This is a genomic window from Macrococcus sp. 19Msa1099 (assembly GCA_019357535.2).
Taxonomy (GTDB): Bacteria; Bacillota; Bacilli; order Staphylococcales; family Staphylococcaceae; genus Macrococcoides; species Macrococcoides psychrotolerans.
In genome coordinates, this window is sequence record CP079955.1 from 1,475,945 (window position 1) to 1,494,581 (window position 18,637).

At 32.9% G+C, this 18,637-nt stretch carries 33 protein-coding genes; 11 read left to right on the forward strand and 22 right to left on the reverse strand.

Annotation, left to right across the window (positions count from 1 at the left end; all coding sequences use genetic code 11):
- Positions 1-14: 14 nt before the first annotated feature.
- Complete coding sequence (locus tag KYI10_07665; GenBank protein ID QYA32262.1) at positions 15-461, forward strand: hypothetical protein; 447 nt, start codon at positions 15-17, stop codon at positions 459-461.
- 23 nt (positions 462-484) lie between these two features.
- Positions 485-1,276 carry a DUF1829 domain-containing protein gene (locus KYI10_07670; GenBank protein QYA32263.1) on the forward strand — a complete coding sequence of 264 codons (792 nt, stop codon included), beginning with the start codon at positions 485-487 and terminating at the stop codon, positions 1,274-1,276.
- Positions 1,277-1,302: 26 nt separating this feature from the next.
- Here KYI10_07670 and KYI10_07675 read toward each other — a convergent pair whose 3' ends face one another.
- The 19 genes from KYI10_07675 to KYI10_07765 all read right to left on the reverse strand — a co-directional run bounded on the left by KYI10_07675 (position 1,303) and on the right by KYI10_07765 (position 9,415).
- On the reverse strand, positions 1,303-1,851 hold the full coding sequence (locus KYI10_07675) for a site-specific integrase (protein ID QYA32264.1): 549 nt from the start codon (positions 1,849-1,851) through the stop codon (positions 1,303-1,305).
- Positions 1,851-2,300 carry an ArpU family phage packaging/lysis transcriptional regulator gene (locus KYI10_07680; GenBank protein QYA32265.1) on the reverse strand — a complete coding sequence of 150 codons (450 nt, stop codon included), beginning with the start codon at positions 2,298-2,300 and terminating at the stop codon, positions 1,851-1,853. Before KYI10_07680 ends, KYI10_07675 begins: the two co-directional genes overlap by 1 nt.
- Positions 2,301-2,418: 118 nt before the next feature.
- The gene (locus KYI10_07685; protein QYA33938.2) at positions 2,419-2,802 is read right to left on the reverse strand and encodes a YopX family protein; all 384 of its coding nucleotides are present in this window, start codon (positions 2,800-2,802) and stop codon (positions 2,419-2,421) included.
- An 11-nt stretch (positions 2,803-2,813) separates the two neighbouring features.
- On the reverse strand, positions 2,814-2,966 hold the full coding sequence (locus tag KYI10_07690; protein QYA32266.1) for a hypothetical protein: 153 nt from the start codon (positions 2,964-2,966) through the stop codon (positions 2,814-2,816).
- 10 nt (positions 2,967-2,976) lie between these two features.
- Positions 2,977-3,489 carry a Holliday junction resolvase RecU gene (locus tag KYI10_07695; protein ID QYA32267.1) on the reverse strand — a complete coding sequence of 171 codons (513 nt, stop codon included), beginning with the start codon at positions 3,487-3,489 and terminating at the stop codon, positions 2,977-2,979.
- A 194-nt stretch (positions 3,490-3,683) separates the two neighbouring features.
- Entirely contained in the window at positions 3,684-4,217 is a 534-nt protein-coding gene (locus KYI10_12635) for a MazG-like family protein (GenBank protein XBW67559.1), read from the reverse strand.
- Positions 4,217-4,471, reverse strand: coding sequence for a hypothetical protein (locus KYI10_07705; protein ID QYA32268.1), 255 nt, complete (start codon positions 4,469-4,471; stop codon positions 4,217-4,219). The genes KYI10_12635 and KYI10_07705 overlap by 1 nt, the downstream gene beginning before the upstream one ends.
- Before the next feature lie 12 nt (positions 4,472-4,483).
- Entirely contained in the window at positions 4,484-4,726 is a 243-nt protein-coding gene (locus KYI10_07710) for a hypothetical protein (protein ID QYA32269.1), read from the reverse strand.
- A 12-nt stretch (positions 4,727-4,738) separates the two neighbouring features.
- A complete protein-coding gene (locus tag KYI10_07715) occupies positions 4,739-4,987 on the reverse strand; it encodes a hypothetical protein (GenBank protein ID QYA32270.1) in 249 nt (82 codons plus the stop codon).
- Positions 4,988-4,997: 10 nt separating this feature from the next.
- Positions 4,998-5,339, reverse strand: coding sequence for a hypothetical protein (locus KYI10_07720; GenBank protein ID QYA32271.1), 342 nt, complete (start codon positions 5,337-5,339; stop codon positions 4,998-5,000).
- A 13-nt stretch (positions 5,340-5,352) separates the two neighbouring features.
- Positions 5,353-5,835 (reverse strand): single-stranded DNA-binding protein, encoded by a 483-nt coding sequence (gene ssb, locus KYI10_07725; GenBank protein QYA32272.1) that lies wholly within the window; start codon positions 5,833-5,835, stop codon positions 5,353-5,355.
- Positions 5,825-6,154, reverse strand: coding sequence for a hypothetical protein (locus KYI10_07730; GenBank protein QYA32273.1), 330 nt, complete (start codon positions 6,152-6,154; stop codon positions 5,825-5,827). The genes ssb and KYI10_07730 overlap by 11 nt, the downstream gene beginning before the upstream one ends.
- Positions 6,155-6,432: 278 nt before the next feature.
- Positions 6,433-6,600, reverse strand: a complete 168-nt coding sequence (locus KYI10_07735; GenBank protein QYA32274.1) for a hypothetical protein — start codon at positions 6,598-6,600, stop codon at positions 6,433-6,435.
- A 1-nt stretch (position 6,601) separates the two neighbouring features.
- Positions 6,602-6,904, reverse strand: a complete 303-nt coding sequence (locus KYI10_07740) for a hypothetical protein (protein QYA32275.1) — start codon at positions 6,902-6,904, stop codon at positions 6,602-6,604.
- Positions 6,897-7,904 (reverse strand): DnaD domain protein, encoded by a 1,008-nt coding sequence (locus tag KYI10_07745; GenBank protein ID QYA32276.1) that lies wholly within the window; start codon positions 7,902-7,904, stop codon positions 6,897-6,899. The genes KYI10_07740 and KYI10_07745 overlap by 8 nt, the downstream gene beginning before the upstream one ends.
- Positions 7,885-8,157, reverse strand: a complete 273-nt coding sequence (locus tag KYI10_07750) for a hypothetical protein (protein QYA32277.1) — start codon at positions 8,155-8,157, stop codon at positions 7,885-7,887. The genes KYI10_07745 and KYI10_07750 overlap by 20 nt, the downstream gene beginning before the upstream one ends.
- Positions 8,147-8,899 (reverse strand): BRO family protein, encoded by a 753-nt coding sequence (locus KYI10_07755; GenBank protein QYA32278.1) that lies wholly within the window; start codon positions 8,897-8,899, stop codon positions 8,147-8,149. The genes KYI10_07750 and KYI10_07755 overlap by 11 nt, the downstream gene beginning before the upstream one ends.
- Positions 8,900-8,991: 92 nt before the next feature.
- Entirely contained in the window at positions 8,992-9,195 is a 204-nt protein-coding gene (locus KYI10_07760; protein ID QYA32279.1) for a hypothetical protein, read from the reverse strand.
- Positions 9,196-9,217: 22 nt separating this feature from the next.
- Positions 9,218-9,415, reverse strand: a complete 198-nt coding sequence (locus KYI10_07765) for a hypothetical protein (GenBank protein QYA32280.1) — start codon at positions 9,413-9,415, stop codon at positions 9,218-9,220.
- Positions 9,416-9,478: 63 nt separating this feature from the next.
- On the opposite strand from KYI10_07765, the gene KYI10_07770 reads away from it, so the two are divergent.
- Entirely contained in the window at positions 9,479-9,691 is a 213-nt protein-coding gene (locus KYI10_07770; protein ID QYA32281.1) for a hypothetical protein, read from the forward strand.
- A gap of 178 nt (positions 9,692-9,869) precedes the next feature.
- Here KYI10_07770 and KYI10_07775 read toward each other — a convergent pair whose 3' ends face one another.
- Positions 9,870-10,100, reverse strand: coding sequence for a helix-turn-helix transcriptional regulator (locus KYI10_07775; GenBank protein ID QYA32282.1), 231 nt, complete (start codon positions 10,098-10,100; stop codon positions 9,870-9,872).
- Positions 10,101-10,253: 153 nt separating this feature from the next.
- On the opposite strand from KYI10_07775, the gene KYI10_07780 reads away from it, so the two are divergent.
- The 5 genes from KYI10_07780 to KYI10_07800 all read left to right on the forward strand — a co-directional run bounded on the left by KYI10_07780 (position 10,254) and on the right by KYI10_07800 (position 12,586).
- Positions 10,254-10,631, forward strand: a complete 378-nt coding sequence (locus KYI10_07780; GenBank protein ID QYA32283.1) for a helix-turn-helix transcriptional regulator — start codon at positions 10,254-10,256, stop codon at positions 10,629-10,631.
- A gap of 13 nt (positions 10,632-10,644) precedes the next feature.
- Positions 10,645-11,070 (forward strand): ImmA/IrrE family metallo-endopeptidase, encoded by a 426-nt coding sequence (locus tag KYI10_07785; protein QYA32284.1) that lies wholly within the window; start codon positions 10,645-10,647, stop codon positions 11,068-11,070.
- Positions 11,071-11,329: 259 nt separating this feature from the next.
- Entirely contained in the window at positions 11,330-11,563 is a 234-nt protein-coding gene (locus tag KYI10_07790) for a hypothetical protein (protein QYA32285.1), read from the forward strand.
- A 196-nt stretch (positions 11,564-11,759) separates the two neighbouring features.
- The gene (locus tag KYI10_07795) at positions 11,760-12,026 is read left to right on the forward strand and encodes a hypothetical protein (GenBank protein QYA32286.1); all 267 of its coding nucleotides are present in this window, start codon (positions 11,760-11,762) and stop codon (positions 12,024-12,026) included.
- A 23-nt stretch (positions 12,027-12,049) separates the two neighbouring features.
- Positions 12,050-12,586 carry a hypothetical protein gene (locus KYI10_07800; protein ID QYA32287.1) on the forward strand — a complete coding sequence of 179 codons (537 nt, stop codon included), beginning with the start codon at positions 12,050-12,052 and terminating at the stop codon, positions 12,584-12,586.
- Positions 12,587-12,727: 141 nt separating this feature from the next.
- Here KYI10_07800 and KYI10_07805 read toward each other — a convergent pair whose 3' ends face one another.
- A complete protein-coding gene (locus KYI10_07805; protein QYA32288.1) occupies positions 12,728-13,342 on the reverse strand; it encodes a hypothetical protein in 615 nt (204 codons plus the stop codon).
- 140 nt (positions 13,343-13,482) lie between these two features.
- Between KYI10_07805 and KYI10_07810 the strand changes: the two genes are divergently transcribed.
- The 3 genes from KYI10_07810 to KYI10_07820 all read left to right on the forward strand — a co-directional run bounded on the left by KYI10_07810 (position 13,483) and on the right by KYI10_07820 (position 16,904).
- Positions 13,483-14,676, forward strand: a complete 1,194-nt coding sequence (locus tag KYI10_07810; GenBank protein ID QYA32289.1) for a site-specific integrase — start codon at positions 13,483-13,485, stop codon at positions 14,674-14,676.
- 169 nt (positions 14,677-14,845) lie between these two features.
- Positions 14,846-15,292: an OsmC family protein gene (locus KYI10_07815; protein ID QYA32290.1), complete on the forward strand. Its 447-nt coding sequence runs from the start codon at positions 14,846-14,848 to the stop codon at positions 15,290-15,292.
- A gap of 301 nt (positions 15,293-15,593) precedes the next feature.
- Positions 15,594-16,904 (forward strand): cation:dicarboxylase symporter family transporter, encoded by a 1,311-nt coding sequence (locus KYI10_07820; GenBank protein QYA32291.1) that lies wholly within the window; start codon positions 15,594-15,596, stop codon positions 16,902-16,904.
- A gap of 39 nt (positions 16,905-16,943) precedes the next feature.
- On the opposite strand, the gene hutH is transcribed toward KYI10_07820, so the two are convergent.
- Complete coding sequence (gene hutH / locus KYI10_07825; protein QYA33939.1) at positions 16,944-18,446, reverse strand: histidine ammonia-lyase; 1,503 nt, start codon at positions 18,444-18,446, stop codon at positions 16,944-16,946.
- Positions 18,447-18,637: the final 191 nt, after the last annotated feature.

An 18,637-nucleotide genomic window follows, 5' to 3' on the forward strand; every position in this document is an offset into this window, starting at 1 on the left:
TGTGAGGTAATGTTATGCCACATAACTTAGATTTAAATGATTTAGATGACTTAACAATCCATAACTTAATTAAAGAATTGAAAGATAGAAATAATATAATTGATCCTAATATACTTCAATCTCACTTTGGTCGTGTTGATGAAAGGTGTTCTATTTTAAGTGATAATAACAAAATAGAATATACTTTAAAAATTTACAGAGGCAATAGAGAGCCAGAAAGATTTACCGTCTACATTTTTTTTAAAGAAACTAAACATTGCTTAGTAAGAATCGATACACAAGCAGGCAGACATGTGAATCCAGATGGTAGTCTAGCACCCAAATCTCATATGCATATATACGATAATAGATATGAAAAAAAAGATTCTGTTGGTATACCTATCGATATAAAAAATTTTCCGGTGGTCGATAATCTTTTTGATGTGTATAAGAGTTTTTTAAAGTATACTAATATTAAATAATTCATTTGAAAGGAGGTACGTCAATGCTAAAAGCAGATGTATTAAAGAAAGATTATATTGAATGGTTTTCAAAGAAAATTGAATTTAAAAATCTTGAAGAGAACTTAGTTAGAATTGACGTACCTTTCCAAGACAACATGAATGATGATATAGTTTTTTATGCTGAACTAGATAGCAATACAGACACTATTATATTAACTGATGATGGCTATACATTATTCAACTTAGAATCTTCAGGCTTAAATATAAAAGGCAGCAAAAGAAGAAAGAAAATCTTCTTTGATAATCTAAGTTCTTATGGTGTAAACTTTAATCAAAAAACCGAAGAAATATATACTACTTGTAAAATAAAAGAATTTAGCGAAGTTAAACATAGATTCCTGCAATGTTTAATTTTTGTGAATGATATGTATTTATTAAGTGAGGGTAATGTTAAGCATATTTTCGCTGAAGATGTTGAAAGAGTACTAGATAATAACGAAATAATTTATACTAAAGATTTAAGTATCATTGGTAGATCAGGTATGACTCATAAATTTGATTTCTTGATATCTTCAACAAAGAACAAACCTGAAAAGTTTATAAAAACTATATCAAGTCCGAATAACTCTATGGTTATCAAAGCTCTTGTAACTGATGTCAATCAAGCTAAATTAGTTAAAAGAGAAAAGCCGAATAAAATTATCGCTATATTAAATGATAAAGAAAAAGAAATATCAAGCTCATCTGAAAATCTTTTAGAGGATTCAGGAGTTTCATTTATTAAGTTTAAAGATCTTAATAAAAACATAGATTTATTGCGTAATAATGCATAAACCCACAGTTTAAACTGTGGGTTTATTTAATATACAAATTCAAAGTTAGTCATAGCTTCATCAATGCTATCTTGTGTTATTCCTATGTACTTCAATGTGATTGCTTCACTGCTATGATTAAATATCTTCTGCAGCGTAGCTACATCTTTCGTTCCTTTGTAATAATGATATCCAAATGTTTTTCGCATCGAGTGAGTACCGATTGATTCCAGGTCAAAATAATCTGTTAGATCTCTTAATATCTTATATGCCATATCTCTTGATATTGGTTTATTAAATCCCTGACGTGACTTTATAATAAATTCTTCAGGTGGTTTCCCTTTTATAAAATCATTGAGCGGTCCTTTTAAATTTTTATGGATTACTATCTTTCTTTGCTTACCTGTCTTTTGTTCTCTTAACCTTATTGTGTTGCCTTGCACTGATGAAACCCTTAATTGTAGAATGTCTGATATTCTTAGCCCGCAATATATCCCGATAAGGAATAGTATATAGTTACGTTCATTCTTCTCTTTTAAATGTCTCTCAATCGCTTTTATCATATCTGGATTACGAATAGGTTCTACAAAGTTCATTACTCTGTCACCTCCGAATACTCTTCCATCCCTAAATAAAAAGCAAGTCGTATAATAGCATCATTCTTAATCTCATAGTACTTCGTCTTCCCTATACCTAATTCTGTATAAATATCAATATCTATACCTCGCTCTTCCTGTAGATACTTATTAACGATAATATACTTTTCATCAGGCTTTAGATTATCGATAGCATTGTGAAGATTATCCATTAATTGCTGTCTTTCTAACATCATCTGCTCACGCTCAATATTTTTCGATACACTCAACTCAATCTTATTTAGATCCTTAACTGTCGTTGGTGGTTCTAAACTAAATGACTGAGTAACAGATGGATAACTTCTTACTGGCATTAGACAAAGTAATCTGTTGTATTTGTTAAATAGCTTGTATACATTCTTTCTTGTTTTGATAAAGTCCAGGTTCTTAATCTCTAATAATAAAGTCATTTAGTAACCTCCATGATTCTGATATAATATAGGTGTCGAGTATATTATCTCAGAGCCATGAAGGCTCTTTTTTCATGACTGCTTCAAGTGTCTGTTTTTGCTCTATGTCTTCTTGACTTCATTCGCCATTCTCCTTTAGTAATCCAGAATGCTCGTGAATGTTGCCAACCACTTCTAATAAATCGATACGTTCAAATAAATCTTCGACGTAGCCATCTTGCCATCTGATTACAAACTTTGCTTCATCAATTTCAACAACTCCATAATCTTCGTTTTGGTCATGCCATACAATGTCATCTTGGAATACTTCTGCTTTATTTTCGTCAATCATTCCCGTTGATTGCATAAGGATGATGTTCTCAAATAGTTCTTCTTCGATTACTTCCTTCTGATTTACCAAATCATGAAATATCCATTCTGCAGTTTCTTGGTAAAAATTAATTGCGTGTACTCGTTGCATTAATTCAGCACATTTAAGCCACATTCTATACTTCGGTGTCATACTCTCTCCTCCTAAATCAATGTAAAATCATCACTAAATGCAGTTTTAGGTATTCCACCTGAAATACCCCAACCTTTAAAATAAACGTGAGATTTACTGCATCCTGTGATTACATATAAATTACCTGTAGATTTGCATTTTATATACTTACCTTCCTTAAACATATGATCACTCCTATATGTTTGTGCCTTTCGCATTCAAGTAATCAAAATAATAACCATTCTGTGCCTTCACTTTTACTTTATTTTCTTTAAACCACTGATAAGGAATACTCTTACGCCCTAACGATTCTTTTAAAGTCATATATTCATCAATATGGACTAGGTACATCTCATTAAAGTTACGAAAGAGTATGAGAATGAATGCTATGCCATTCAACCGCTTCACATCGTTCAAATAGTCTTCCTGGTGCTTCTTAACGTTCTTGAAAGGAAAGCTCGTCTGCTGACATTCTTTAGTATCGAATGCTATAAACTGTCCCGTATGATATATGCCTACAAAATCGACTATGGACTTCTCTGTATATTTAGCGCCTACAAGTTGGCCACCTTTTCTCGTTACTGCTGTTGGTGTAGGAACTTTAGTCACTAATGCTATATTTCTATGTCGATATATATTATTAGTCTGAACGATTCTATCTTCTAACCATCGCCCTCTGAAACCTTGCTTGTTATAATGTGCTACCATTTAACACCTCTTGTATGTAAATAAAGATAAGAAGCGGCCAACCGCTTCAAATCATTTATTTAGTAGTTCTCTTACTCGTTCTAAAATGTCCTTCTTTTCTTTATCGTTGTTCTTGTTCATCCTTATTTCTACTTTCAATTAATTTTACTGATTGCTTAACTGTCCTCTGAAACTGTTTCAAATACTTCTTAGACTTAATGGTGGTTTTCGAGATCTGATGCTTTAACAAATGTTCCATCTTTCATCTCGCCCTTTCTGTCTTTGATTTCGTTATATGCCATTTCTATGCACTCGATAAAATCTAAGTTTTTAACCTGGCATACTGTAAGCAGGTCTTCCAGCACCCATGTCACTTGTAGGCGAATATTACTGTTGTTATCGCTGTATATAGTGTCTGCTGCTAACATTCCAATTTTCTGCATCAGCTTTATACTGTATAGCGTTGAATCGTTGTCATTTTCTTCATAACTTCTTTGAGTAACATTAAATGCTTCTAGTACTTCATCAATTTTTATTCCTTTTTGCTGACAGTAGATGATGATTACAACAAACACATCACCAACTGCATCCTTCACTAAATCAATCTTCTTTTTAGCAATACCAGCAAATAATTCTCCCGCTTCTTCACCAAGCTTCAATATCTGCTTACGTGGATCTTTATCATGTAGTCCTCGTTCTGTAGACCACTCTCTAATCAGTTCTGCATATTTAATTAATTCATTTGTCATTATTCATTCTCCTTTATTTCTTTTTCAGGTTGCCATGGCATTACTTCATTTATTCTTATATAGCTTGGATATTCTTCTTTACTCACTTCTTGAACGTCCACTATTTCTTTTTTAATTTTTACGTTGTTAGGATGGCTATTTATCACTTGCATAGCTCTATCTTTAGCATGTTCTATATCCTGCGCCTCAACAACACAGAACGGATGAAAGAAGACTGCTCCTTGCATTATTTCGAAAGTAATTTTGTAAATCATGTTTTCCCCACCTTAGTTATATATTGGTTGAAGTGGCCATACATAGACCTCTTTAAATTCCTTCGTATTCATAAATCCATTTACTTCATATGCTACTGCGTTCCAGGTATGTCCCCTAAAATACTTTCTGCTTTCTCTACCGCTTTTGTCTCTAATCACGCAACGTAACTCTTTTGTCATTTCATCCTCTGTCACTACTTTGCTATCAATCAATCCAGTGAATTGACTGATTATAGCTTTCGCATATCTGTCCATAACTTATCTCCTTCACATATAATCGAATAATGTAGGTTGTCTTTCAGGCCTTACGTTCTTGTATTCAATGTGCAATCCGTCTTTTAGGAAAAAGCCTTCAACTGCTAGTAATTTTCCTTTGCTATCGTAAGCGTTATATATATCGAAAGGTCCCGTAGTTCCGCCCTTTTCACTTTGTCTAAACTCAATGACTGCAACGTTGTTTACTCCAATTTCTAAACTTTTGTTGTTTGTTGATACTCTGCTGATTATTTTATTCATTGTTCACACCTCAATATCCTGCTGAAATATATGTTTTATTTAAGATGCCTTTAATCTGGTCTGTATATCCGAATATTTCGACCATGTCTTGATAGAATTCTTGATTTTGATTTAAATATTCGAGATACTCTCTTTTCATCGGCATATTATATCTAAAGTAATTTCTGATATCAGTTTCTTTGCTATCTCTCTTTTGCGGTACTGTACCATCCCATTGACTTGCTGCATTTTCATGTGTATGGCCACTTCTTAATCTTTGCCTATACTTTATTTCACTAATTCCGTTTGCCTTTGCTACTTCTAAATATTTAAAATATTGTCTGTCGTAAACGATTTGATATACTCTAGACATTTAAATCACCTCTTTAAAACGGTAAATCGTCATCGCTAATATCTATTGGCCCATCGGCATTAGCAAAGGGGTTATTACCTGGCATTGTTTCCTGCGCCTTTTTCTCTCGTTCTGCATAATCATTTGTTTTTTGTGCTTGCGGATAATCATCATAGTGGTCTGTACCATTTCTTGAATTCTTCGGTTCTAGGAATTGAACTGATTCACATACAACTTCAGTTACATATACTCGTCTACCTTCTTGATTGTCATAGCTACGTGATTGTAATCTTCCATCGACTCCAGCTAAACTTCCTTTGTGTAGATAAGTATTTACGTTTTCTGCTTGCTTGCGAAAGACGATACAGTTTATAAAGTCTGCTTGTCTTTCACCATTGGCATTTGTAAATGTTCTGTTTACAGCTAGAGTAAAACTTGCAATAGCAACTCCTGACTGTGTAACCCTATATTCTGGATCCTTTGTTAAACGGCCTACTAGGACTACTCTATTCAACATCTGATTCACCCCAGTTAATATAAATGCCAGTAATGAGATTATCGTTAGGTGACTTAGGTGAGTGCACTCTCTTGATTAACTCTTTATCAATTTCTAAATGTTCAGCGAGATCGTCGATAAAACTATTTGAGTTGTGCGTAATAATATATTTAAGACTTACATCCACGCTTAAAAGATCATCAAACGCAATCAATGTAGATGACGCGCCTTCTTTTGAGGATGTTATAATCTTTTGTTCAACTACAGCAAAGGCTTTCTCTACATTATTGCTGTATGCTTCTTTTTGGTTTTTTAATGCCGCTTCAATAGTTTTATTCATTGGTTCTCCTCTTTTCGTTTTATAATTTATTATGTTTTGTAACTTTTTACTGTATAATTTTCTTAATCCAATTAAGAAAGGTGGTGAAATTATGTCCCAACAATATTATTTCAATAAGTTTTCCGATAAGAATAACAAGCATGAAGTCCATACAGCATCATGTTCATATCTTCCTTTAAATAAAATTTATTTAGGTCATTTTAGTAACTGTAAAGATGCTATAAAAGAAGCGAAGGCTCTTTATCCTTTCTTAGAATATGATGGTTGTTATCATTGCTCTAACGAATGTCATACTGTTTAGATAATTCTTTAGTCACTAAATCAACATAATTTTGCTTAAATCCATCTCTTTCTACTAACACTTTTTTGGACTCTTTTGCTCTCTTAATCTCCTCCGCCAAGATGACGATTAAGAGGGCTATTTTTAATGCTTGTAACTTTCTCATATCACATTCTCCTTTCGCTAATTTTATTAACTGCTATACTCAATGTCTGACCTTCATACTTCTTCTTTACTTCTTCGACTGCTTTTTCAACTGATTCAGCTTTAACAATCTGACTTAAGTTTGTAATTACTGTATTTTTCCTTTTGCTCAGCAAGTCGTAATACACTTTGAAGTACTTTGTGGACCTGGAGGACTTATCAATCATGAAGCGGTGCACTACACCGTCTATATCTCTTTCTTCGATTACATGACCGTCTATGATATCTAGTAACTGTTTTTTAGTGAATATCACTTCTTTATGCATGACGTTCGATACCACCTTCACCTTCGAACTCTCTTGCACTTTCTTCGAGTTCTTTTCTTAACTTCTCACGTTCCTTTTCAAGCTCATCATCGCTCAGTTCATTTGAGTTGTTGTGTGCTGGTACTTCATCAGATGGTTTGTTAATCCATTCAGGTGTCATTTCTTTGGATTGGTTATTATTCTTGTAATTTCCACGTTGTCGAGCCTTTTCTAATGCTTTGAATTCTGCTTGCTCTCTTGTCTTAATATTTTCTGCTTTACAGCGTTTTAATATGCTTTGGATGTAGGCATATCTTGTGATGTTATTTAATGCTGCTTGTTCCATGGCATACATTACTAAATCCATTCCAAACTCTTTTAGATCATCTGACATGAAAGTTACAGTTGTATTGTTAACAATCGGATTAATATTTTCTGTGTAGAATTTATAAACCGATGCAAATTCTTTATCATCTTGCTCCACCACCACTTGCTCTTCTTTATCGATATTCACATCTTTATCATTGGTGGTACTGTTATTTGTTATATTGTTATTCTTAAGACTGTTATTCTTAAGACTGTTATTCTTAGTCCCTACATTTTGTTCCGATACGTTTTGTGTCGATACGTTTTGTACCGGTACATTTTGTAAGGTTACGTTTTGACCCGATACGATATTGTTATCGTGTTGTTTTGTACCGATACTATTTTGACCTGATACTAATGCATGATTAATGTGATAGATATTGTTGCTGAATCCATTTGATGTTCTCTTTCTAGTTACAGTAAGATATCCTGCATCTTCTAATTGCTTTCTGTATTTCTTGAATCTTCTTTCACTTATATTTAACTCACCACATATTAATTCAACACCAGGAAAAGCTGTACTAGATGATCCTGCATATGATGACAAGTATGCATAGAGTGCTTTCGCCTCTATGTCGATACTTGTATCTTTCATTACACTTTTAAATACAAGGCCATATCCTTGTATATTTGATTCAATTATTTGTTCTGACATTAAATTCACCCTCAATCTTTCTAAAGTAATTAAGTAATCCTTCTAGATCTGCAAACTGCTTATGTACTGTCATTTTTGTTTTACCTACTCCATCTACACCGTACTTAGCAACTTGCAGATACCAGCATGAGTCTTTTAAATATATAAATGCTTTGTAATTATCGAATGATTTAATCCATTCAAGATTATGTGAAGTTGATTCCTGGAACCCTTCTAGTTTTAATAAGTCTACATCTCCGAATCTAGTAGCCATTCGATACACCTCTCACTTCTACAGAACCGTCTTGAATGTCTTTGATTCTATTCAGAGTAGATTGATTAGGATGCCAATTAAATGCCGTCTGTAACGCTCTATCTGAGTATTTCTGACGTATTTGTGTTCTTGTAGTTACATAGCATGAACTATTTACTTCGTTGTTGATGTCTTTATATAGCAAATCTTTAATCTGCTTATTTTCTTCTTTCGTCTGTCCATATAACTTTTGAATATCAATCACTGACATCACACGTTTATTAATCGTTCTACGTAGATGATCATATTCATCAGATGCAAGCTTCTGATTTTCTTTTAAATCAATGACTTCACTTTTAATATTTGCTACTTCTTCATTTGTGTTTTTTTGTTCCTGAAACATCAATTCAAGTGCTTCCATCGGATTAGATGGTACTTTGTATTCGCCTTTTTTTCTTAATTCCTTAAGAATATGCTTCACTTGTTTTTTAAATTGCTTTGCGATAGGTTTTCTTGATTGCATTAAAATTTCATAAAGTCCGTCTTCAGTTAAAAACCACATTTGACGTTTCTGACCTGAAGTAAACAATGTTTCCATCAGCTTTTCATCTTCATCTATAGATTGAAGCATCATATTAACTTTTGAATGCTCAATCCAATTAGCCACATCTTTCGCTAAAAATAATGGTTCTTCATTCGTTCCGTATATTTGAAAATCATTGCCTAAAATATTTTCATTACTAATCACTTTAATTTCGTTCATTTTCATAACCTCCATGTGTTATAATTAAGTTGTTCATTTTCATAACCGTTTTTCTTAAACCGCTTCTAAACTGAGAATTTAGATGCGGTTTTTTATTTGTCTTGTAATAGCTTGCCTGCATCAGTACCTCCATAGATGATTAGCATTAATAAAAATATGATTGTAATCGTTAAAGTCAATGGATCTATCGATGAGTTAACAGCCATGCAATAGATTAAGCTAATTACTAGGGCTGCTAAAGTAATTAATCCCTGTAATGCTAATACTGTTAAAAGTCTCATATCCTCACTCCTCATTTTTCTACTGTGCCCGCATATTTTATTCACTTAATTCATACATTATTTCTGTTAATACACTTTTTGCTTTTTCTGTTTCCCACCAAGATTTTCTTTTTCTTTTAACTTCTATAACTCTTAAACGTGGATCCTTTTTGAAATGCAAATCGAAGAATTCAGGAGATATGCATAGCTTGTTACATATCTCTTTTTTATCTAGAAAGAAATCGCCTCTAGCCATGCAATACACTTCCTTTGTTTTTAGGTTATAATTTACTCATCTCATATAGAGAGGAGGAATAAAATGTTCGAAGGTCTTCGTTATAACCCTAGTGAATTTGCAGCTGCATATATCCAAACGCTTCCACATGCTATGAAAGCTGAAGAATTTGAAAACGATGAAGCGTTTGAAAAATATTTAGATGATAGACGCAGCATGTATTTTCACGAATACTTAAAAACTTTAAAGTATGCTTATAGCTTCAAAAAATCTAATGATGGCATAGTCGAAGAATAGTCTGATTGCATTTTTTCTAAAACTCTAGCTATCTTGCTAACCTTCCATGTCACAACTGCAATTGTGATGAGGAAGGTTACTTTATAAAACTTTTCCGTTAATTCACTTCTAGCCATGCAATACACCTCCATTATTTTTCAAACTCATTTGATAACTATTAACAAGCAACTGTATGTAATTAAACTTTCTTATTACGTAAGTCTGATCCAAAAAAAATATCTTTTCCATCTTCAGGAGATAAATTCAATGCATAATATAATGCATTAATAGCTGGATATGAGGGCGCTGTTTTGTTGTTAATAATATTAGAAACTGTGTCACGATGCAATCCTGTCTCATTTGATAAGTCATTTATTGTCATACCATGTAAAGCCATTTTAGATTTAAGTAAATTCGTATTTATAGTCATTTTCACCACACCTTTCTCAATACGTAAGTTAAGTATATATAAACACTAAAAAATTAGCAAGCATTTTACGTAAGTTTTTCCGTATAAAACTTAATTAATTAGTTGCGTATGCTGAAAGTATTCATTATAATACAATTAATAGGAGATGAGATTATGACTTTTTCAAAGCGATTAAAAATGGCTAGAGAAAATAAAGGTATCACACTAGCAGAATTAGGAAAGCTTATTAATAAAACTGAAGCAACAGTTCAACGTTATGAAAGTGGTAATATTAAAAACTTAAAAAATGATACTATCGAATCAATCGCAAAAGCATTAAATATTAGCCCTTCTTTTTTAATGGGTTGGGACGATAAAGAGACTTCACAGTCAATCGATATAGTTAAAAATTTAGAAGAACAAGGAATAATCATAAACTTTGCAGATTACGAGGGATTTGAAAAACTTTCTGACGAAGAAAAATTAGAGTTCCAAAAGAAAATTGAAGAAGCAGTCCAATTCGAGTTATTTAAACGTAACCAAGGTAAGTAAGGAGTTTTGTTTAATGGAGATCAAAGAAATGTATTACGAACGTGGAATAAAAACTCCTGAAGATCTCAATATTGATAATGTTGCTGAAGCATTTAACGTTGCTTTATTTAAAAATTGGGATGCTGATGTTCGTATAAAGTCAAATGATATAGATATCATCATGCTAAGAGAACATGATCCTTATACATTAAATGAGAAGTTTTTTCATGAATTAGCACATGTTTTAAGACATGGACACACTCATATAAATAATCACTATAGACGTTATTGTGAGGGACAAGCAAATAAGCTAATGTATGAGTTGGCTATTCCAGAATTTATGGTTGATGAATTGGATGTTGACTATAAACACTTGAGTAGAAAATTTAAAGTTTCAGAGGAATTCGCCTTAAAAAGAGTTGAACAATTAATGCAAAGTAATCTATGGGATAGTGCATAGATAATATATACAGCCTTTTTTATTATATAAACGAATTAGGAGATGTTTTTTTAAATGGTGAAACACTTCTTAAAAGAGTATTTAAACAAGATAAGCAGATAATATTACAATCTGAAAATAATGAATTTCCACCAAAAATAGTAAATAAAAAATAGGATAAAAACATATGCTGAACTTTATGGAAACATAAAGAAGCTACGGATAAAAAACCGTAGCGTTAACAAAATTGGATCTTGGAACAATCGCCGACTCAGCTACTATGGGAATAGATAAGTTATCTAACCCACTTGGCAATGATAAGGGTAAATCAACATTAATTAATTTTGAAGGGATGGAAGACTCTATTAAGAATATGAAACTAGGTTCATCTATCTCGTTCGACAGACCTTTAACAACGCTAAAAGCTACTGAGCCGTTTAAATTATCAGGTAATAAATTGCCCCTCTATACAGTAATGTATGGAGTGAATCGGGTGAATTCAAAGGAAACCTAAGTCATATGATATGGTAACTTTGAGCTAAGCTGACGAACTCATTTAAGTAGTCAGAAAGTGCAACGCATAGTCAGTGAGTATGAGAGCAATAACCTGACCACGAGCGCCCGATATCCTATACAAAAAATATAACACATCCTCATAAATTTAATAAGGAATACTTTGTATTGTAATAACGTAAAGGACGGTTAATACTATGAAGCATATAAAAGAATGGGACCTTAAAAATTTCAACTCACCTAACATTGCATTGTACTCAGACGATAAAACAATAATTATATGCAGACATTCTAGTGACAATACATTTATTACTCTTGGATTAATTGAATATAAATATACTTCTGATGGTAATTTAATCACAAAATCTAGTGATGATTATGCCTGGAAACTTGATGCAGATCATAAAAAAGAGGAACTTACGTTAGATTTTAAGAATCCTGAGTTGAATAAGCTATGGAAATAAAAATTCTTTAAGGAGAGATAATTATGAATTATAAATTATTAACAGGTACACTATTAGCTTCTAGCGTATTACTTGCTGCATGTGGAAATGGCGAAGAAAAGAAAGAAAATAAAACTGAAGAAACAAACAAAGTAAAAGAAAAACCAACAACTGAGGCTCCTACTACAGAAACACCTACTACAGAAGCCCCTACTACAGAAGCTCCTACTACAGAAAAACCTATAACAGAAGCTCCTACTACAGAAATAGTGACAACTGAAGCTCCAGTAGCAGCAAATTATAATAACATAACTTCCCAAACACAACTTGAAACTATTATATACAGCCCTTCAATTTCAGAAGTTGATAAAGTAGCAGCATACAATAGCGCTGTACGTAATGGCGTAATACCACAAGGTACAGTAATGGAAGGCCCAGCAATTGCAGCATATGAAAGCTCAGTAGCTATTCAAAACGGAGTCGGTAAAAAAGAACAAATGGCACAACGTTATCAATCATGGGTTGATTCAGGTTTAATGACTGAAGAAGAGATGGAAGCAGAATTAGCAAAGTTTGATTAATAGTATAAAAAAATAAAAAGAACACATAGCAAGCGCTATGTGCAAAGGAGGAAGTTATGGCAGAAAATAAACCCAAAAAAGAATTTAGAAGTGGTGAAACAGGTAGGTTTAATCCACAAATTGAACCTACCCCACCTAGTCCTAAACCTGATAAAAAATAAACATATTAAAGTTTTTTTCTAAATTTATATAATTGTGTCTATATTTGTATTCGTACTCTGTATATAAACTTAAAACTTCTTGTAATTCTTTTCTATCTGGTTGACCTATTAAACTAAATTCTAAATCAAATTTACTGTAAATACCTATTGCACCAGATGAAATATATTTATCGTTTAAATCATAGATATATACATAAATATTTTTTGTATCCTCTGGTGCATTTTCTAATAATCTAGGGAATGTTTTTAAGTTTGATTGCATATTAATTCTATTTTCTAATTTTTTGGTAAAAAAACGTAAAAGCCAAAATATCAATGGATATACAATAATACTTAAAATAATAGTTATAAAAAATGAGATAACTAATATCTTTAGTAAATTCTCTGGAGATATTAAAGATAAATTTATTTTCAAATATAATAACGTGATAAAACTCATTACTACATTGAATCCTGATAAAGATGTTACTAATAATGTTTTTTCATAATTATTTTTGTCTGTATAATTTACTAGACTAAATTTATCTAATATAGAATATGAAAATAAACCAGGTATTCCTGCTGCTATAACAGATAATAATATTTTAATATCCATTTTACCTCCTCGGCTTTATGCCATTTTATTTTTAATTATATCAGAACATATGTTCCTTTGAAAGGTGGTGATATAAGTAAGGTATTGCAATGATATTACTGCTATATTCTACTGTGCCCGCAAACACAGGAGGAATAACAATGAGTAAATATCAATATATCAAATCTAAACGTTATGAAAATGTCTATTCATATAAGACGAAAAAAGGTTTGTTTTATATGTATAAGATTAGATACTATGATGAATCAGGCAAGAGAAAAGAAAAAAGTGAATCTGGATTTAAAGATGAAAAAACAGCTTATAGAAAATCATTGGAGATGTTAATAAATATTGATGATAATGAACTATCAAAGATTAATCCCACAAATTTAACGGTCGGACAATGGTATGATAAGTGGATTGAAATTAATACTCAATGGAGCGACAATACAAAAACTAGTAGGATTTCAGCTGGAAGAGATTATATTAAACCATTAATTGGACACATCAAGCTTAAGGATTTAGACTTAATGAAGTATGAAATACTTTTTATTAAGCAACTTGAGAAGACATATATATCTAAAGACCGCTTCATGCAGCCGTCAACAATTGGTTTATATCATACTTATATGAATGTTTGTATAAATGCAGCCGTTAAACGTGCATTAATACCATCTAATAAGATTGTAGATGCTAATCTACCAATCATCGAGGATAAACGAGTCAAATATGTTACCCTCAATGATCTGAATAGAATTATAGAAGATGTTCATGCTAATGAACCTATATCAAATTATATCATAATTCTGTTCTTATCTTTTACAGGTTGTCGAGTTGGTGAACTACTCGCTTTAACCTGGAATGATATAGACTTTGAAAACAGAATGATTACAATTAAGGCATCTAGAAAACACAGTAAGATTTCGTCCACCAAAAATAAGAAGATGAGAAGAATTCCTATATCAGAACAAGTTATTTCAGATTTAAAGAAGTATAGATCATGGTGCATACAGAGATTATTTAATAACGGTAAAGCACTTAATAATAATGATTATGTATTCATCAGTGATCAGAAAGGTACTCGTATAGGGCACACAACCATCACATATCTTCTTAAGCGAGTTAAAAAAAGAACTGGTATAAGTATAACTCCCCATGGGTTCAGACATACACATGCTACTATTCTTGCTGGAGAAAATATGTCATTCATGACTATCGCGAAAAGATTAGGGAATACTCCTGAAGTGGTGATTAGTAATTATGCACATGTAACTGAAGAAATGGAGACTCAACTTGTAGAAGTTTTTGATGAAAAACTAAAAGTGGTGGAACTTTTGGTGGAACATTCGGATTAAATAAGCACTAAGCCTTGATAAATAAGGATATTATACAGACGTTGAGTACTACTCACGTTAATAAGTGCTTTGAAAGACTTTCGTCTTTCTATTATTCCGAACACTTCAGAATCATTGTTTCTGAAGTGTTCGTTTTTTGTTTTATATGGATAGATAAGGAGAATATAAAATGAAACATACATTTAACTGTACTGCTAAATTTAACGGCGGCTATCACGGTGTGGGTACGATAGAAAACAGAAATCTTAAGACTGAAATATCAATACCGAAAGAAATGAATGGACCTGATATCGGTACCAATCCAGATGAGATGCTTTTATCATCTGCAGTTACATGCTTTACAATAACATTAAGTTCTATGTTTGAACGTAATAATATTCCGGTTGAAATAGATTATGTGCATGCTAGCGCGACGATCAATAGTGAAAAACAAGTATTAACATATGAAAGCATTACTTACAATGTCTATTTGATCAGCACAGCACAAATGGATGAGCAAAGAATAGTAAGATATGTTAATAAATCCGAAGAAACTTGTATGATTACACGTGCTCTAAAAGGTAATGTTGAAGTTTCAATTGAAAATATTTATTTAAATAATAATATAGTAATATAATAATTTACGTATAAAACTATTTCGGTAGCCGGAATAGTTTTTTATAGCATTTAATCTAAGATAAATTATATTAAACAAATAATATAATTTATGATATCGTTTACAGGTTTTTTCAAAAACATTGTCAAATGTATATGTACTCTACTTTCAGCGAATATCCTTAAAATTCACAGAGCACGCAATTACATCATTATTAAAACATAATGACTACTTAATTTTTCTGACAATTTGTAAATAATTAAATTGACAGACTTATCAATAACAAATAAAATACATGAGTACGAAAGAAAAGAGGTATGATATGAGTTCAGTTACAGAAATTAAAAAAACAAAAAAGAAAAAGTTTATAAGTTTACCGATGCAAATATTACTTGCATTAATATTAGGCGTTGTCGTCGGCGCCCTACTTAATGGTCAGAAAGAATACGTTAACTACTTTCAGCCACTAGGTGATGTCTTCTTACATCTTATTAAAATGATTGTTGTACCGATTGTATTCTGTTCACTCGTAATTTCTATTGCTGGTACAGGCGATATGAAAACTGTTGGCCGTTACGGCTGGAAGACGTTACTGTACTTTGAAATTATTACGACATTAGCCATTGGTCTCGGAATTATATTTGCAAATGTCTTTAAACCAGGTGCCGGTATCAACAAAGATCTATTACCTAAAGGTGATGTAACAAAGTATACGACAAATGCAGAAGCTGCTGCAGAGTCCACATATGGTAATCATATGATTGATACAATCGTTAATATTATTCCGACGAATATTATTGATTCTATGGCACAAGGTCAATTATTACCGGTTATCTTCTTCTCGGTATTCTTCGGTCTTGGGTTAGCTGCAATTGGTAAAAAAGGTGATCCAGTACGCGCTTTCTTTGACGGCTTCTTAGATGTTATCTTCTGGATGACGAATCAAATCATGAAATATGCACCAATTGGTGTATTTGCATTTATGGCAGTAACAATCATCAATTTAGGGTTAGGTGCATTGATTCCACTTGGGAAGTTAGCACTTGTTGTTGCAGGATCAATGGTATTCTTCATTATTGTCGTGCTCGGTGCTGTTGCAGCAATGTGTAAGATCAATATCTTCCACCTATTGCGCATATTAAAGGACGAGTTACTGCTTGCATTCTCAACGTCAAGTTCAGAGACTGTATTACCTACCATCATGGACAAGATGGAGAAATTTGGTGCACCGAAAGAAATCGTATCTTTTGTTATACCGACAGGTTATACATTCAACCTTGATGGTTCAGCATTGTATCAATCTATTGCAGCACTTACAATCGCTCAAATGTACGGTGTTCATTTATCGGTGACTGAGCAACTTGTATTATTATTAACATTGATGCTGACATCTAAAGGTATGGCTGCTGTACCAGGTACATCAATCGTCGTTTTGATTACGACTTTAACAGCAATGAATATTCACCCTGAGGGCCTAGCACTTATCATTGGTATTGACCGTATCTTAGATATGATGCGTACAGTTGTTAACGTAGTCGGCAACTCTTTATCAACACTTGTCATTGCAAGATGGGAAAATCGTCTTGATTATGAAAAAGGCCGTAAATATTACGAAACATATTTAAATAAATAAAGTCTAATTATATAAAAAATAGTTCAAGGTACTCTTGAACTATTTTTTATATGCTGATTGTTTCAAGTAATCGGACACGACTTTGATATCTTTATGGAACTGTCTATCTTCTGTTATCGATGGTACAAACTCTCGATATTCTTCGTATTTCTTCTTCGTTTTCGGTGATAGCTTGTCTACACCTTTTAATTCTACTGCCTGCAGTGCAATCACACATTCTATGGCAAGTACATTCCTGACATTCTCTACAATCTGATACCCATGGCGTGAAGCAATCGTACCCATTGACACATGATCCTCCTGATTGGCAGATGAAGGAATAGAATCTACACTTGCAGGATGCGCCAATGTCTTATTTTCAGAAACTAAACTTGCAGCAGCATATTGCATAATCATCGCACCACTCTGCAGACCTGGCTGTGGACTTAAAAATGCAGGAAGATCGCCATTTAACTGTGGATTAACAAGCCTTTCTATACGACGTTCTGATACATTTGAGAGCTCACTTACACCTATTTTCAAGAAATCTAGTGCAAATGCAACGGGCTGACCGTGGAAGTTCCCTCCTGAAATAACAAGCGTTTCATCACCTTTATCAAAGATGAGCGGATTATCATTCGCAGCATTCATTTCACATTCCAGCTTTTCTTTAGCATAGTTCAGTACTTGAAAACTCGCACCATGGATTTGAGGGATACACCTTAACGAATAGGCATCCTGGACTCTTAATTCGCCTTGACGCGTTGTTAATGATGAGCCTTCCAGCCAGTCTAGCATTCTATTTGCAACACCTAACTGTTCTTCTGAATTTCTAACGATATGCACGTGTTCATTATATGCATCGACAATGCCATTCAATGCTTGGTGCGTGAGAGCAGCAATCCATTCAGCATCATACGCTAATTGTTCCGCTTCAATATAACTAATCACGCCTTGGCTCGTCATCGCCTGTGTCCCATTAATCAGTGCAAGACCTTCTTTCGCTCGTAATGTATGCGGTGCACGATTCAATGATTGTAAGACTTTACTACTTTCTTGTCTTACCCCTTTATAGATTACTTCTCCTTCACCGACTAATGCTAATGCTAAATGTGATAAGGGGGCTAAGTCTCCCGAAGCTCCTAAAGAACCTTGTGCTGGTATAACTGGGATAATACGTTGATTGATGAAAAAGACAAGCTGTTCGACAAGTTCAGTGCTTACTCCGGAATGCCCTTTTAACATCGTATTTAATCTTAAGATCATCATCACGAGCGCTACGTCGTCATTAAACGGTTCCCCTACCCCACATGCATGTGACCGTATTAAATTTAGCTGTAAATCCTCGTATTTATCCTGATCAATAAGAACATCGCTAAACAATCCAAACCCCGTAGTAATACCATAGATCGTCTCTTCATTGGCAATAATATCATCAACAATTTTCCTGCTTTGTTTAACGCGTGATAACGCTTCTTCACAAATTTCAACATTCTGATTTCCAGCAATTAAAGCCTTAATTGATTCAATCGTTAGATTTCGGCCATTTAAAACTAAATTCATTACACCATCCCCTTTGTTATAATTTTCTAATAATTCTAACAAATGAATTATATCCAATAAACATTAGGAGCACAATAGATTTTCTGAAAGTTATGCTTAGGTATCAAGCTACCAATTTAATATGTTATCTCTTTAAATAAATAAAGTAACGACGCCAATTATATTTGAATACTCTAAAACATCTTTATTTA